Annotated in this window: 15 protein-coding genes; 8 read left to right on the forward strand and 7 right to left on the reverse strand. The window is 71.6% G+C overall.

Annotated features, from left to right (window positions below; genetic code table 11):
- Positions 1–72: 72 nt before the first annotated feature.
- Positions 73–1,083 (reverse strand): LacI family DNA-binding transcriptional regulator, encoded by a 1,011-nt coding sequence (locus GE115_RS09245; protein WP_153684508.1) that lies wholly within the window; start codon positions 1,081–1,083, stop codon positions 73–75.
- Between the two features lie 180 nt (positions 1,084–1,263).
- Here GE115_RS09245 and GE115_RS09250 point away from each other — a divergent pair, with 180 nt between their 5' ends.
- From GE115_RS09250 to GE115_RS09265, 4 genes are read left to right on the forward strand one after another with little or no spacing between them, the layout of a single operon-like run.
- Entirely contained in the window at positions 1,264–2,571 is a 1,308-nt protein-coding gene (locus GE115_RS09250; RefSeq protein WP_172979798.1) for an ABC transporter substrate-binding protein, read from the forward strand.
- A gap of 2 nt (positions 2,572–2,573) precedes the next feature.
- Positions 2,574–3,596 (forward strand): carbohydrate ABC transporter permease, encoded by a 1,023-nt coding sequence (locus GE115_RS09255; protein WP_153684510.1) that lies wholly within the window; start codon positions 2,574–2,576, stop codon positions 3,594–3,596.
- Positions 3,593–4,495: a carbohydrate ABC transporter permease gene (locus GE115_RS09260; RefSeq protein WP_153684511.1), complete on the forward strand. Its 903-nt coding sequence runs from the start codon at positions 3,593–3,595 to the stop codon at positions 4,493–4,495. The genes GE115_RS09255 and GE115_RS09260 overlap by 4 nt, the downstream gene beginning before the upstream one ends.
- Complete coding sequence (locus GE115_RS09265; RefSeq protein WP_246190670.1) at positions 4,492–5,514, forward strand: glycoside hydrolase family 43 protein; 1,023 nt, start codon at positions 4,492–4,494, stop codon at positions 5,512–5,514. The genes GE115_RS09260 and GE115_RS09265 overlap by 4 nt, the downstream gene beginning before the upstream one ends.
- Positions 5,515–5,532: 18 nt before the next feature.
- Here GE115_RS09265 and GE115_RS09270 read toward each other — a convergent pair whose 3' ends face one another.
- The gene (locus GE115_RS09270; protein WP_153684512.1) at positions 5,533–6,456 is read right to left on the reverse strand and encodes an aggregation-promoting factor C-terminal-like domain-containing protein; all 924 of its coding nucleotides are present in this window, start codon (positions 6,454–6,456) and stop codon (positions 5,533–5,535) included.
- 333 nt (positions 6,457–6,789) lie between these two features.
- Between GE115_RS09270 and GE115_RS09275 the strand changes: the two genes are divergently transcribed.
- Positions 6,790–7,773, forward strand: coding sequence for a phosphodiesterase (locus tag GE115_RS09275; protein ID WP_312855045.1), 984 nt, complete (start codon positions 6,790–6,792; stop codon positions 7,771–7,773).
- On the opposite strand, the gene GE115_RS09280 is transcribed toward GE115_RS09275, so the two are convergent.
- A complete protein-coding gene (locus GE115_RS09280) occupies positions 7,748–9,475 on the reverse strand; it encodes a stealth family protein (RefSeq protein WP_376765705.1) in 1,728 nt (575 codons plus the stop codon). The genes GE115_RS09275 and GE115_RS09280 overlap by 26 nt on opposite strands.
- A gap of 231 nt (positions 9,476–9,706) precedes the next feature.
- Here GE115_RS09280 and GE115_RS09285 point away from each other — a divergent pair, with 231 nt between their 5' ends.
- Complete coding sequence (locus GE115_RS09285) at positions 9,707–11,176, forward strand: phytoene desaturase family protein (protein ID WP_153684514.1); 1,470 nt, start codon at positions 9,707–9,709, stop codon at positions 11,174–11,176.
- A gap of 10 nt (positions 11,177–11,186) precedes the next feature.
- On the opposite strand, the gene GE115_RS09290 is transcribed toward GE115_RS09285, so the two are convergent.
- On the reverse strand, positions 11,187–11,480 hold the full coding sequence (locus GE115_RS09290; RefSeq protein WP_153684515.1) for a DUF1905 domain-containing protein: 294 nt from the start codon (positions 11,478–11,480) through the stop codon (positions 11,187–11,189).
- Positions 11,481–11,516: 36 nt separating this feature from the next.
- Positions 11,517–12,368, reverse strand: a complete 852-nt coding sequence (locus tag GE115_RS09295) for an NAD-dependent epimerase/dehydratase family protein (protein ID WP_153684516.1) — start codon at positions 12,366–12,368, stop codon at positions 11,517–11,519.
- A gap of 62 nt (positions 12,369–12,430) precedes the next feature.
- On the opposite strand from GE115_RS09295, the gene GE115_RS09300 reads away from it, so the two are divergent.
- Complete coding sequence (locus GE115_RS09300) at positions 12,431–13,090, forward strand: UdgX family uracil-DNA binding protein (protein ID WP_153684517.1); 660 nt, start codon at positions 12,431–12,433, stop codon at positions 13,088–13,090.
- 39 nt (positions 13,091–13,129) lie between these two features.
- Positions 13,130–13,549, forward strand: coding sequence for a TFIIB-type zinc ribbon-containing protein (locus GE115_RS09305; RefSeq protein ID WP_153684518.1), 420 nt, complete (start codon positions 13,130–13,132; stop codon positions 13,547–13,549).
- On the opposite strand, the gene GE115_RS09310 is transcribed toward GE115_RS09305, so the two are convergent.
- Both GE115_RS09310 and GE115_RS09315 read right to left on the reverse strand, forming a co-directional pair.
- Positions 13,530–14,081: a VanZ family protein gene (locus tag GE115_RS09310; RefSeq protein ID WP_153684519.1), complete on the reverse strand. Its 552-nt coding sequence runs from the start codon at positions 14,079–14,081 to the stop codon at positions 13,530–13,532. The genes GE115_RS09305 and GE115_RS09310 overlap by 20 nt on opposite strands.
- Before the next feature lie 103 nt (positions 14,082–14,184).
- Positions 14,185–14,604, reverse strand: a complete 420-nt coding sequence (locus tag GE115_RS09315) for a VOC family protein (RefSeq protein ID WP_153684520.1) — start codon at positions 14,602–14,604, stop codon at positions 14,185–14,187.
- Positions 14,605–14,722: the final 118 nt, after the last annotated feature.

Consider the following 14,722-nt stretch of genomic DNA (forward strand, 5'->3'; position numbering starts at 1 on the left):
GTTCATGCACGTGTGACGGGGTGAGGTCGCGCATCCCGATGAGGTCGTCTACCCCGGGAGGCTCGCCGCGCGTCAGCCGGCCGGCGCGCTCGCGCGGACCGCGATGGCGTGCGGCACCACGACGTGCCGGCCCGCGCCGTGATGCCCGTGCATGCGCTCGTGCAGCAGGTCGAACGCCCGGGTCGCCAGCGCCCGCTTGTCGGGCGCGACCGAGGTGAGCGTCGGGCTCGTGTACCCCGCGATGGCGCTGTCGTCCCAGCCCACGACCGCGACGGCGTCGGGGACGGAGCGGCCGCGGCGCCGGAGGGCCGTGAGGGCGCCGGCCGCGAAGCGGTCGTCGCGCGACAGGATCGCGTCGAACTCGAGCCCGCGCTCGACAGCGGCCTCGACGGCCGCCTCGGCATCGTGCGAGTCGAAGCCGTGCGCGTGCAGCACCAGCTCGGGATCGAGGCGCACGCCCGCCGCGACCAGCGCCTCCTGGTAGCCGAGCAGTCGGCGGCGGTTCGTCATGGTGATGTCGCCGTCGACGAGCCCGAGGAAGGCGACGCGCTGCCGACCCGAGGCGAGCAGGTGGGCCACGGCGTCATGCGCCGCGGCGACGTTGTCGATCATCACGTGGTCGGTGGTGACGGGCGCGTCGACCTCGCCCAGCAGCACGAGCGGCAGGTCGTCGTGCAGGCGGGCGATGTCGAGCGTCGCCATGCGGGTGGGCTGGAAGATCACCCCGTCGACGAGTCCGGCCTCGCGGTCCTGGAGCACGGCCTTCTCGGCCTCGGGGTCGCTCAGCGTCTGCTCGATGATCACCCGGTAGCCCCGTTCGAGGGCGATGTCGGCCAGGTGGCTCGCCATCTCGCCGAAGTACGGGTGGTCGATCTCGGGCATCGCGAGCGCGATCATGCCGGTGCGCCCCGTGGCCAGCCGGCGGGCGGTGAGGTTCGGCCGATAGCCGAGCTCGTCGATCGCCGCCTGCACCCGCGCGCGCATCGCGGGCTGCACATGGGCGTAGCCATTGACGACGTTCGACACCGTCTTCATCGACACCTGCGCGCGCTCGGCGACGTCGATGAGCCTCACCCGTGCCATCGCACCTCCTCAGGTCGAGACGAGTCTAGGCGGGCGGCACCGCCCGTGCCCGGGAGCCGCCGGCCGAAATCAACCCACTCGACAGATGACTTTACAGCGCTGTACATTGTGGTGTGCCGTCGGTGTCGACGGCGGGTGCGCGCGACTGCGCGAGACCGTTTTCAACGAGGAGGACGACCGGTGGGCAAGAGGCTGAGGTTCACGAGGTTCATGCAGGGTGCGGCTATCGCCGCCGTCGGTGCGCTGGCGCTGGCCGGCTGCAGCGGCCAGGGCGGCGCCGAGAGCGCCGGCGGCGAGTTCACGGGCGAGTACGACGGTCCCGAGGTCACGCTGCAGTACTGGAACGGATTCACCGGTGGTGACGGCCCGTTCATGCAACAGATGGTCGACGACTTCATGGCCGAGCACGACAACATCAAGATCGAGTCGACGACCCAGGACTGGGCGGACTTCTACCAGAAGCTCCCCGCGGCCGTGACCGCGGGCGAAGGCCCCGACGTCGGCGTCATGCACCTCGACCAGCTCTCGACCATGGCGGCACGCAACGTCATCGTCCCGGTCGACGACCTTGCCGAGGAACTCGACCTCAGCGCCGACGACTTCACGGAGGAGGTCTGGGACGCGGGTGTCTACCAGGACGCCCGCTACGGCATCCCGCTCGACGTGCACTCGCTCGCGATGTACTACAACACCGACCACTTCGCGGCGGCGGGCATCACCGAGCCGCCGACCGACGAGGCATCGTTCCAGGAGGCGCTCGACAAGCTGACGGCAGCCGGATTCCAGACGCCGTTCTGGATGCCGGCGCTCTGGCCCGGGCACCTCATGGAGCTCTCCCTCATCTGGCAGGGCGGCGGCGAGCCGTACTCGGAGGACGGCTCCGAGGCGACGTTCGACTCGGAGGAGGGCGTGGCGGGCCTGACCTGGATGCGCTCGATGGTCGACGAGGGCTACAGCCCCTCCGACGTCGCGATCGACGCCCAGTACATCGCCTTCAAGAACGGCGAGACGTCGATCACCTGGGACGGCATCTGGCAGATCAACGACCTCACCGAGTCGGGGTTGCCGTTCGCGGCCGCGCCGGTTCCCGCGATCGGCGGTGAAGCGGCGGTGTGGGCGAACTCGCACAACTTCTTCCTGCCGCGCCAGGCGCAGGCCGACGCGAACAAGGCCAACGCCGCGAAGGTCTTCATCGCCTGGATGAGCGAGAACTCGGCCGAGTGGGCCGGTGCCGGCATGATCCCGGCGCGCGAGTCGGTGCGCGACGCGGCGCTCGAAGGCACGGTGCAGCAGCCGATCGCCGACCAGATCGACACCATGCGGTTCCTGCCCGCGGTGCCGGGCCTGGGCCCGGTTCAGGCGGAGACGCTCGAGGTCGCGGTCGCCGACGGCGTGCTCGGCAAGGCGAGCCCTGAAGAGGCGCTCACCCGCGAGGCCGACCGCGCCACGAAGCTCATGGAAGAGAACCTCGAGAAGTTCGGCGGCTGAGCATGAGCACCCCGACGCGCGTGGGCGCCTCCGTCACGGAGGCGCCCACCGCGGCACCCGACGGCTCGGCACCCCGCCGCGCCGGGGTGTCGCCCACCCGCCCGAAGCCCTTCACACCCTGGCTGTTCCTGCTGCCCTACCTCGCGCTGTTCACGGTCTTCGTGATCGTGCCCTCGGTGTTCGGCCTGTGGATCAGCCTGCACGAGTGGGACTACACGCTGCCGAACAAGCCGTTCGTCGGCGGCGAGAACTACGCCGAGCTGTTCGATCCGAACTCGGTCAACTCCGGCTCGTTCTGGACCTCGATGCGCGCGACCGGCATCTTCACGCTCTTCAGCGTGCCGCTGCTGCTCGTGCTGCCGCTGCTCGTCGCCCTGTTGATGAACAAGTCCTTCCCTGGGCGGAACTTCTTCCGCGCCGTGTACTTCGCGCCGTACGTGCTCGGTGTCGCGGTGGTCGGCCTGCTGTGGCGCTACCTGCTCGACAACAACATCGGCCTCGTCAACTACTACCTCGGCCTCTTCGGCCTGCCCGACGACACGGCATGGACCACGTCCGTGCCGGCCGCGTGGGTGGCGCTCGTCGGGGTCACCGTGTGGTGGACCCTCGGCTTCAACGCCGTGATCTACCTCGCCGCGCTGCAGGACATCCCGGGCGAGCTGTACGAGGCGGCATCCGTCGACGGTGCCAACGCCTGGCAGAAGTTCCGTAACGTCACCCTGCCGGGCCTGCGGCCGATCCTCACCTTCGTGACGATCAACACGCTGATCGCCTCGGCGAACATGTTCGGGCAGTCGTACATCATCACGCAGGGCGCTCCCGGCCGCGAGACGAGGACGGCGATCTACCAGATCGCCGAGACAGGCCTCCGCAACTTCCAGATGGGGGATGCCGCGGCGATGAGCTACGTGCTCACCTTCTTCCTGATGATCATCAGCGTCGTCGTCTTCTGGCTGTTCCGCGAGAAGAAGGAGAAGCCGGTCGCCGACGAATCGGCGACGGCGCAGAGCGGAGGCATCCGATGACCGCCCTCGAACAGGCCGCAGCGCCGGTGGCCGTCCCGACCTCGGAAACCCGGGCCGACGCTCCCCGCGGGCGCACTCGCGTGTGGGTCGTCGTCGTGCGCTACGTGCTGCTCGGCGTGCTCGCGCTCATCTACCTGAGCCCGATCATCTTCATGCTCGTGACCTCGTTCAAGACGCGTGCGGACGCCGCCGGCATCCCGCCGAACTGGATCCCCGACCCCTTCACCACCCAGGCGTACGAGGCGATCCTCACCGCGAGCGGCACCCCGGTGCTGCTCTGGTTCTCGAACAGCCTCATCGCGGCCGTGCTGCACGCCGTGCTCGTGGTCGTCACCGCGTCGCTGGCGGCCTACCCGCTCGCGCGGATGACGTTCCGCGGCCGGGGGATCGTGTTCTCCGTCATCGTGGCCACGCTGCTGATCCCGCCGGTGATCCTGATCATCCCGAACTACCTCATCGTGGGGAACCTCGGGTGGCTGAACTCGCTGGTGGCGATCATCATCCCGACCGCCGCCGGCGCCTTCGGCGTGTTCTTCATGCGGCAGTTCTTCCTGAGCCTGCCCGCGGAGCTCGAGGAGGCGGCGATCATCGACGGGGCCAACCGGTGGGAGATCTTCCTGAAGATCATCCTGCCGCTGTCGAAGCCGGCCATGGCGACGCTCGCGCTGCTCGCGTTCCTGACCAACTGGAACGACTTCCTGTGGCCGGTCTACGTGCTCTTCAGCGCCGACGTGCAGACGCTGCCCGCCGGCCTCAGCACGCTGCAGTCGGCGAACGCCGTGCGGTACGACCTGTTGATGGCGGGCGCGGTGATCGCGAGCGTGCCGGTGCTGCTGCTGTTCGTGTTCCTGCAGCGGTTCATCATCGCGGGCGTGTCGCGTTCGGGACTCAAGGGATGATCCGTCGCCGTCGGGGCGTCGCGGCGGCCGGCTTCGCGCTGGCCGCCGCGATGGCCCTGGTCGCCTGCTCGGGCGGTGCGACGGATGACGCGACCGGCGCGGCGACGGATGCCTCGTCCGGCGCGGCATCCGCGTCCTCGTTCACGCCCGTGATCGACCGGGACTTCCCCGACCCCGACGTGCTCGCGACCGACGACGGGTACTTCCTCTACGCGACGAACGACTCGACCCGGAACGTGCAGGTCGCGCGTTCGGCCGACCTCGTCGAGTGGGAGGTGCTCGACGACGATGCCCTGCCGGAGCTGCCCGACTGGGTGATCCCGGGCAAGACCTGGGCGCCCGAGGTCACGGAGGTCGCACCCGGCGAGTTCGTGATGTACGCGACGACCACGAACTTCTCGCCCACGCTGCAGTGCCTCGCGGTCGCGACGGCCGACTCGCCCGAGGGGCCGTTCACCGTGCAGGGCGACGGCATGCTCGTCTGCCCCGAGGAGGAGGGCGGCGCGATCGACGCCGCGACCTTCCGCGACGACGACGGCTCCCTGCACCTGCTCTGGAAGAACGACGGCAACTGCTGCGGGCTCGACACCTGGCTGCAGACGGCGCCGCTGAGCGCCGACGGGCTGAGTCTCACCGGCCCGCCGGTGCGGCTGCTGAAGCAGGACCTCGCGTGGGAGGGCGATCTCATCGAGGCGCCGACCGTTGTGAAGCGCGACGGCGCGTACCACCTCTTCTACTCGGCGAACTCCTACGGCGACGAGACGTACGCCGTCGGCCACGCGACGGCCGCCGCGCTCATGGGGCCCTGGACGAAGGACCCCGAGCCCCTTCTCTCGACCGAAGCCACCGACGGCGCGCTCGTCGGCCCCGGCGGCCAAGACGTCGTGACGGATGCCTCGGGCGATGACGTGTTCGTGTTCCACGCGTGGGATCCGGACTTCCTCGCGCGGCAGGTCTACACGCTCCCGCTCACCTGGGTCGGCGGCGTGCCGCGCGTCGAGACCGACCGCGTGCCGTAGTCGCCCCGGCTGCCCGGTTCAGTACCACCCGACCGACTGGATGTGCGCCCACGCCCCGCACGGGTTGCCGTACCGGCCGGCGATGTAGTCGATGCCCCAGGAGATCTGCGTGGCCGCGTTCGTCTGCCAGTCGGCGCCGTGCGAGGACATCTTCGAGCCGGGCAGGGCCTGCGGGATGCCGTACGCCCCGCTCGGGTTGGACGCGTTCACGCGCCACCCCGACTCGTAGCTCCACACCGCGACGAGGCATCCGAACTGGTCCTCGCCCCAGCCGTAGCGAGCGGCGATCATGTCGCGCGCGATCGCCTGGGCTTCGCTGGGATTCCCGGGCGGCGCGGGCGTGCCCGCCGGCGCCCGCGGCGAGGAGGGCGCGTCGCGCTCGGCGGCGGCGCGCTCGGCCGTGGCCTGCTCGGCGGCGAGGCGTGCGGCGGCCTCGCGGGCGGCCTGCTCGGCGGCGAGGCGCTCGGCCTCCAGCCGGTCGAACTCGGCGACCGCCGCGGCGACCTCGGCCGACTGGTCCTTCGCGACCTTCATGAGGTCGTAGACGCGGGTCGGCTCGATCAGGGCGTGCGCCTCGAGTTGCGCGAGCGTGGCCTGCAGGTCGGCGGCGTCGGCCTTGCCGGCCGCTGAGACGGCGACCGCTCTCGCGTCGCCGAGCGCGTCGTCGGCGGCACCGGCCACGCGTGAGCGCAGGATGTCGTCGCCGACGGTCAGCTGGTCGGGCTCGAGGTCAGCGGCTTCGGTGAGCGCAGTGGTCGTCTCGATCGCCCGCTGCTGCTCGAGGGCGGTCGTCTGCGCGAGGAAGCCGGTGCCGCCCGTGGCGGCGAGGGCGACGACCGCCGCCGCGGCGAACAGGGCGCGCACGCCGCCGCGCCATCCTCGACGGCCGAGCAGCTGTTCCGGGTCCCTGAGATCGGTCGTCGACGGATCAGTGCCACTCATGCGTTCCCCCCGGACCGCACACCCGCCGGCGCGTCGATCCGTCGTGCTCATCGGCCGCGGGAACCCCTCCCCGCGGGACTTCCTTCTGACCCGCGCCACCATACGAGAGGTTCCCTCGATTCCGCAACCGGTCTCGGGCGGTGATGTCGCGCAATGTGCTGTGAATTCGCGGGGATGGAGACACTTTGCGCGACATCACGGGAGGTTCGCCGTCACGAAGCCGTCACGAAACCGCACACGCCGTATTCACCGCACGTTCAGACTCGGATGTTGGGCTAGCTTGACGCGCAGACGCCCGAAGCAGCGCGCACCAGTCGAACGAATGGGAACCCCGTGACGAGCCGAACGGCCGAGCACCCCCGACCGAGCCACTTCCTGCTCCACATCTCCGACACGCACCTCCTCGCCGGAGGCGGCCGCCTGTACGACCGCGTGCCGAGCGAAGACCACCTCCGCCGCCTCTTCGAGGAGTTCGAGGCCTCGAACGGCCGGCCCGACGCGCTCGTGTTCACGGGCGACCTGGCCGACAAGGGCGAGCCCGACGCGTACGCGCGGCTGCGCCGCATCGTCGAGCCCGCGGCCGAGCGGCTGGGCGCAGAGGTCATCTGGGTCATGGGCAACCACGACGACCGGGCGGCGTTCCGCCGCGAGCTGTTCGGCCAGTCGGCCGGCAGCACCCGACCCGTCGACCGGGTCACCGACGTGCACGGCCTGCGCGTGATCACGCTCGACACCACGGTGCCGGGTCACCACCACGGCGAGGTCACGGGCGAGCAGCTCGACTGGCTGGCCGAGGAGCTCGCGACGGATGCCCCGTACGGCTCGATCCTCGCGCTGCACCACCCGCCCGTGCCGAGCGTGCTCGACCTCGCGGCATCGGTCGAACTGCGCGACCAGGCGAGCCTCGCCGAGGTGATCGCGGGCAGCGACATCCGCTCGATCCTCGGCGGCCACCTGCACTACTCGACGACGGCCACGTTCGCCGGCATCCCCGTGTCGGTCGCGTCGGCGACCTGCTACACGCAGGACCTCAACGTGCCCGTCGGCGGCACGCGCGGCCGCGACGGCGCCCGCGCGTTCAACCTCGTGCACGTGTACCCCTCGACCGTGCTCCACTCGGTCGTGCCGCTCGGCGAACACGCGGCGCTCGACTGGATCGACGCCGACGAGAGCGCCCGCCGGCTCGCAGCCGGAGGCATCCGGTTCGCACCGGCCGCCGCGAGCGGCCTCGCGGCGTACCCGGGCTACTCGGTCGACGAGGAGCTCGAGCGCGCGCTCGCCGACGGCCCGTTCACCGAGCCGATCCTGCTGCCGTAGCGCCGGTGCCGGCACCGCCGCTCGCTGCGTGCGCGTTCGCGCCCGCGTTCGCCGAATCGGATGCCGCGACCTCGGCCGTCGGCTTCTCCCACGGCGCCGGGAATGGGAAGTACCGCTCGAGGAAGTCGATGACCGCCGTGGTGCGCACGTCGACCGGGATCTCGGGCTTGGAGCCGTCGTTGAGGCAGAACATGTCCTGATCGCGGCGCTTGAGCAGCCGGTCCATGGCCGGCAGCGCGCGGCGCAGCGTCGTCTCGATGTACTGCACCCGCGCCTGCGTCTGGGTGACGGCCTTGCCCGCCATCAGCGCGTAGTAGTGGTAGAGCGAGTTCGTGACCGAGATGTCGGTCGCCGAGCGGAACCGGCTCGCGGCCGTGCGGCGGAACTCCTCGGGGAACGCCTGCTCGAGCTCGGCCATCACCGACTTGCGGAGCGGCGCCGCGCAGTGCTCGAGGTGGCGCGTCGTGACCTTGCCGAACCTGCCCGCCAGCAGCGCCCGGTTGACGCGCGCGGCGTTCTCGAAGCCGCTGCGCTGCGGGTTGGACTCGCCGAGCCCGATGCGCGTGCCCGCCTCGACGAACTTCGTGATGCCGCCCGGAGAGAAGAACAGGTCGGGGGAGACGGGACGCCCGAAGAACATGTCGTCGTTCGAGTAGAGGAAGTGCTCGGCGAGGCCCTCGATGCGGTGCAGCTGGCTCTCGACCGCGTGCGAGTTGTGGGTCGGCAGCACCGAGAGGTCGGGGAAGAACTCCTCGCTGCGCACGATCTGCACCTTGGGGTGCTCGGCGAGCCACGCGGGCGCCGGCGAGTCGGTCGCGATGAAGATGCGCCGGATCCACGGCGCGAACAGCTCGACGCTGCGCAGCGCGTACTTCAGCTCGTCGATCTGCCGGTAGCGCGCCTCGGAGTCGTCGCCGTCGCCGACGACGTAGCTCTGCATGCGCTTGGCGCGCTCGCGCAGGAACTCGTCGCTCGACCCGTCGACCCACGAGAACACGATGTCGATGTCGAAGTCCACGTCGCTCGCGAGCGGCTGCCACATGTGCTCGATCGTCGACCACGTGACGCCGTAGCGCTCGACCGTCGCCTCGACGGCCTCGCCGCGGGGCAGCGTCGTGCGCATGAGGGCGTTGGGCAGCGGCGCCTCGATGGTCTCGTCGCCGAAACGCCAGAGCTCGAGCTGCGGTGCCGTGTCGGCCCCGTAGCGGAGCCGGCCGAGGGGTTCGATGCGCGGCCGGTACAGCCGCAGCGCGCTCGCCTTGCGGTGCGCCGAGAGGTGCCCGTCGGCGAGCAGCACGGGCGTCGTGCCGGCCGCCTTCTTCGGCGCGACGGGCACCGAGTAGAAGGGCTCGTCGGCGAACGCCTCGGCGAACGCGCGCGCGAGCTCGCGCCGTTCGGCCCGGTCGACCGCGATGACCGGCCGGTCGCCGTCGCCGCGCACGAGCAGGTGCCGGATGCCGGCCTGCTCGAGCACGCGGCGGATCGCGAGGAGATCCTCGACCATGGACTGCCGCGGCGTCGTGTGGCCGTTGCGCAGCGCGTACTCGCCCTTGCGCACCACCACGTCGTCGCGGTCGAAGCGCCGGGTGCCGCGGACGAGCACGAGTTCGGGCGCATCGGTGATCTCGAAGCTCGGCGACGGCGCGGGCTCCGGGTGCGAGAAGGCGAGTGGGCGGCTGGCGTCGAGGTCGCGATCGGTCACGTCGAGGGGTGCTCCTGTCGGTCGGTGCGGGGATGGGTCGATCATAAGCCGCCGCGGGCGGTTCGAACGGATGCGGGCGCCCGCCCAACGAGGGATCGCCGTCAACCCCGTGCGCGACCGGCGCGGCCGGGCCTAGGGTCGGAGACAGGTCGAGTGGAGGAGGGCCCACGTGGCGCGGAACGCGCGAGCCTCGCGACCGGTTTCCGGGGCGCGTCGGCGATGAGCGGGCGGATGCCTCCCGCCGAGCTCGATGCGGTCGTCGTCGGCGCCGGGCCGAACGGGCTGGCCGCGGCGGTGACACTCGCCCGCGCGGGCCTTTCGGTGCGGGTGTTCGAGCGGGCTCCGACCCCGGGCGGCGGCGCCCGCACGGCCGAGCTCACGCTGCCGGGCTTCCGCCACGACGTCTGCTCGGCGGTGCACCCGCTCGCCCTCGCATCGCGCTTCTTCCGCGAGTTCGGGCTCTCGCGCCGCATCGGGCTCGTCGTGCCCGAGCTCTCGTACGGGCATCCGCTCGACGGCGGACGCGCCGCGCTGGCCTGGCGCGACCTCGACCGAACGGTCGATGGGCTGGGCGCCGACGGCGAGGCCTGGCGCCGGCTCATGGGGCCGATCGTCAGCCATGCCCGCTCGCTGGCCGACTTCACCGGCTCGCAGCTGCTGCGGGTGCCGGCCGACCCGATCACGGCCGTGCGCTTCGGCCTCCGCGCGCTCGAGCAGGGCTCGCCGTGGTGGAACGCGCGGTTCGCCGAGGAGTCGGCGCCGGCGCTGCTCACGGGCGTGGCCGCGCACTCGATCCTGCCGCTGCCGAGCACGGCAGCCGCGGGCGCGGCGCTCACGCTCGGCACGTATGCGCACGCGGTCGGCTGGCCGGTGCCGGTCGGCGGCAGCCAGGCGATCATCGACGCGCTCGTCGCCGACCTCGAGGCCCACGGCGGCGAGGTCATCACCGGGCACGAGGTGAGGAGCCTCGACGAGCTGCCGCCGTCGCGGGCGGTGCTCCTCGACGTGACGCCGCGGGCGCTCGAGTCGATCGCCGGCCACCGGCTGCCCCGGCGCTACCTCGACGACCTCGCTCGCTTCCGATACGGCAATGCGGTGGCGAAGGTCGACCTCGCGCTGTCGGAGCCCGTGCCGTGGTCGAACCCGGCCCTGCGCGAGGCGGGCACGCTGCACCTCGGCGGCACGCGCGCCGAGATCGCCGCCGCCGAGAACGCGGTCACGCGCGGGCGGCATCCGGATGCCCCGTACGTGCTGATCTCGCAGCCCTCGGTCTTCGACGCGACGCGCGCGCCGAAGGGCCGACACGTGCTGTGGGCGTACACACACGTGCCCAGGGGCTCGAACGTCGATCGCGCCGAGGCCGTCATCGCGCAGGTCGAGCGCTTCGCGCCCGGATTCCGCGACACGATCCTGCAGGTCGCGTCGAGCACGGCCGTCGACGTCGAGGCGCACAACCCGAACTACGTGCTCGGCGACATCGCCTCGGGCGAGCCGAACCTCTGGCAGCTGGTCAGCCGTCCGGTGCTCTCGACCGATCCGTGGCGCACGCCCGCGAAGGGCGTCTACCTGTGCGGGGCGTCGACGCCGCCGGGGCCGGGCGTGCACGGGCTCGCCGGCTGGCACGCCGCGCGCAGCGCGCTGCGCCACGAGTTCGGCATCCGCCGCGCGCCCGACCTGTCGCCCGGCGGCGAGCACGGTTAGGCGAGAACGGCTAGAGGTCGAGCACCTCGAGCGCGACCTCGACCGGTTCGCCCTCGGCGAGCCCCTCGGCCACGCGCACGGCCTTCTTGACGGGGAGCACGTACGCCCCCTGCGCCGAGTCGGGGAAGATCGACGTCGACCAGTCGGACCCGCCGACCTGCACGCGCACGCGCACCGAGCCGAACCCGCGCGGCATGCGCGGCACCTCGCGGATGTCCTCGGAGATCTCTTCAGGCACGGTCACGAAGTACCAGTTGGCCTGGGCCTGCCACTCCCACAGCGGCGCGGTGAACCGGAAGCGCATGCGTTCCCTTCCCTTCGGCTGCCCTCGGACGGGACGCTACCGGTCGCCGCCGACCTCGTCGCGCCACGAGTGCGCGGGCACGTAGCCGAGCTCGCGCCGTGCCTTGTCGATCGAGAGCAGGGTGTCGTTGACGCCGAGGTCGCCGCGCAGCTCGACGCCCGGGAACACCTCGGCCACGAGCTCTTCGTTCGGGCGGGTCATCACGGTGTCGGCCGCGGCGACGATGTAGCGCTCGAAGCCGGGCCGCGCCTTCGCGAGCGCGAGGCTCACGGCCTGCGCGCCGTCGCGCGCGTCGACGTAGCCCCAGAGGTTCCACTTGCGCAGCGTCGCGTCGGCGTCGAACGACGGGAACATCGCGTAGTCCTCGGGGTCCATGACGTTCGAGAACCGCAGCGCCGTGATCGACAGCTCGGGGTCTCGGCGCACGAGCTGGATGGCGAGCTGCTCCTCGAGGTGCTTGACGAGCGAGTACGTCGACTCGGGGCTCGTCACGTCCTCGTCGACGGGGAGGTAGGGCGGCGGCGTCTCGAACGGCAGGCCGAGCACGGTCTCGCTCGAGGCCGTCACGATGCGCGTGACGCCGGCCCGCCGAGCGGCCTGCAGCACGTTGAACGTCGAGAGCATGTTGTTGTGGAACGTCGCGACGTCGCTCATGAGGCCGGGGGCCGGCACCGCGGCGAGGTGCACGACGGCGTCGACGCCCGAGTGGTGCTCGTCGATGCCCGCGACCGCGTCGAGCACCTGACCGGCGTCGGTCAGGTCGACGACGACGACCTCACCGCGCTGGCCCGCCCGGTCGAGGTTGACGACGTGGTGCCCCTCGTCGCGAAGCGTGCGGACGACGGTGCGGCCGAGCTTGCCCGAGCCGCCGGTGACGATGATGCGCATGCGGCCAGTCAACCACCGGTCAACCCCTCGGCGAGCGGATGCCTCGCGCCTACGCTGGCCGCATGGCCGAGGTCGAGCGACCGGGTGCGGAACGGTGGGTGCCGCCCGACGCGGATGTCGCGGCGCTGCGCGCCGCCGTGCCCGACTGCCGCGGGTGCGAGCTCTGGCGGGATGCCACGCAGGCGGTGTTCTCCTCGGGATCGCCGGACGCGGCCGTGATGCTCGTGGGCGAGCAGCCGGGCGACCGCGAAGACCGCGAGGGCGAGCCGTTCGTCGGCCCGGCCGGGCGCGTGCTCGACGAGGCGCTCGCGGCGGCGGGCATCCCGCGTGCCGATGCGTACCTGACCAACGCGGTCAAGCACTTCCGGTTCGAACTGCGCGGCAAGCGGCGCATCCACGAGAAGCCCGCCGTCGGCCACCTGGTCGCGTGCCGACCGTGGCTGAGCGCCGAACTCGGAGCGGTGCATCCGTCGGTCGTCGTCGGGCTCGGCGCGACCGCCGCCCGGTCGCTGCTCGGGTCACCGGCTCGCATCGGCGACCTGCGCGGCCGCGTGCTGCCGCCGCCCGACGGAGTGCCGGCGCCGATCGTGCTGACACAGCATCCGTCGGCGATCCTGCGCGTGCGCGACGACGCCGACCGCGCGGCGGCGTTCGACGCGCTCGTCGCCGACCTCGCCGTCGCGGCCGAGGTCGCGGAGCATCCCCCCAGTTTCGATGCCTAGGCTCGGAGGTCCCGGCAGACCCCGACGAAGGAGCCTCCCATGCAGTGCCCGAATGACGGAGCCGTGCTCGTGATGAGCGAGCGCAGCGGTATCGAGATCGACTACTGCCCGCAGTGCCGAGGCGTCTGGCTCGATCGCGGCGAACTCGACAAGATCATCGAGCGCGCCGGCAACGAGTTCACGCCGCAGGCCGGGCCGGCCGCCGCGCCCCAGCCGCCGGCCCCGCAGCAGCCGGCCGCGCCGTACCCGTCGCAGGCCCAGCCGCCCTACCCTCCGCAGGGCCAGCCGCAGGGATACCCGCAGCAGCAGTCGCAGAACCCGCTCGACCTGCTGCGGCAGATGACCGGTGACCGCCGCCCCGACGACCGCCGCTACGACGACGGGTACGGCAACGGGTACAACCAGGGCCACTACCGAAAGAAGAAGAAGGACAACTGGCTCAGCGAGCTGTTCGACTGAGCTCGGCCTGAGGCCGCGTCGTCGTCTGCGGCGCGGCCCGCTGGACGGCAGCCGGCTCGACGTCCACCGGCTCGACCGGGGCAGCAGCCGCCGCTGCGGCCGGCTGCCGCGTGAGCGCGCGCCAGGCGAGCGAGCAGACCCAGCCGATCGCCGCGAGCAGCACGCCGACGAGGGCGCCCGTCGCGTTCGCGAGCAGGTCGCGCGGATCCGAGATGCGGTCGCCGATCGGGATCTGCGCGAGCTCGATGACGAGGCTGAGCGCGCCGGCTCCGACGAGCGCCCACACCCAGCGGCGCGGCCCCGCGAGCATCGCGAAGAGCACGCCGACGGGCAGGAACATCGCGACGTTGGCGACGAACTCGAACATCGAACCGGTCGTCCACGTCGAGCGGTCGAGCCAGATCGACGGCGTGAGCACGCCGTAGGTCGCCTCGTAGCCGATGGCATGCCACGACACCGGTCCGAGCGTCGCCCACGCCACGAGCGCGAGGTACGCCGCGGTCAGCAGGGGCAACGCGACGCGGCGGGGCATGCCTCCAGCTTCCTCGCCTCGCCTATGAATTCCCGGAGACTCACGGGTGAACCACAGGTCGGGACCGTGGCGGGGATGGGTGGGACAGGCCGACGCGAGCGGGTCAGGCCGGCTGTGCGCCCGTGATGTTGACCATCCAGCTCACGCCGAAGCGGTCGACGAGCATGCCGAACGCGTCGCCCCAGGGCGCGACCTCGAGCGGCAGCACCGGCGTGCCGCCCTCGCTGAGCGCCTCCCAGTAGCCGCGAAGCGTCGATTCCTCGTCGCCCGAGAGCGAGATCGAGATGCCGGCCGGGTCCTCGTGGTCCATGCCGGGCGGGGTGTCCGACGCCATGAGCGTGAAGCCGTTCTCGGTCGTGAGCTGGCCGTGCATCACCTTGTTCGCGTCGGCCGGGTCGTCGCCCTGACCGGATTCGCCGAACGTGCTGATGTCGAGCCGGCCGCCGAAGACGGAGTGGTAGAACTCGAGCGCTTCGCGCGCGTTGTCGGTGAAGCTGAGGTACGGGTTGAGCAGGACAGACATGACGATTCCTCCAGTCGTGGCGTACCCGCCGATTCTCCTCGTTCGGATGCCTCGCCGCGAGCCCTGCGCGGTGGAATCCAGCACCCGGCGTCGCCGCCCCCGGTATCAGTTCGACGGG

Source organism: Agromyces agglutinans, assembly GCF_009647605.1.
GTDB lineage: Bacteria > Actinomycetota > Actinomycetes > Actinomycetales > Microbacteriaceae > Agromyces > Agromyces agglutinans.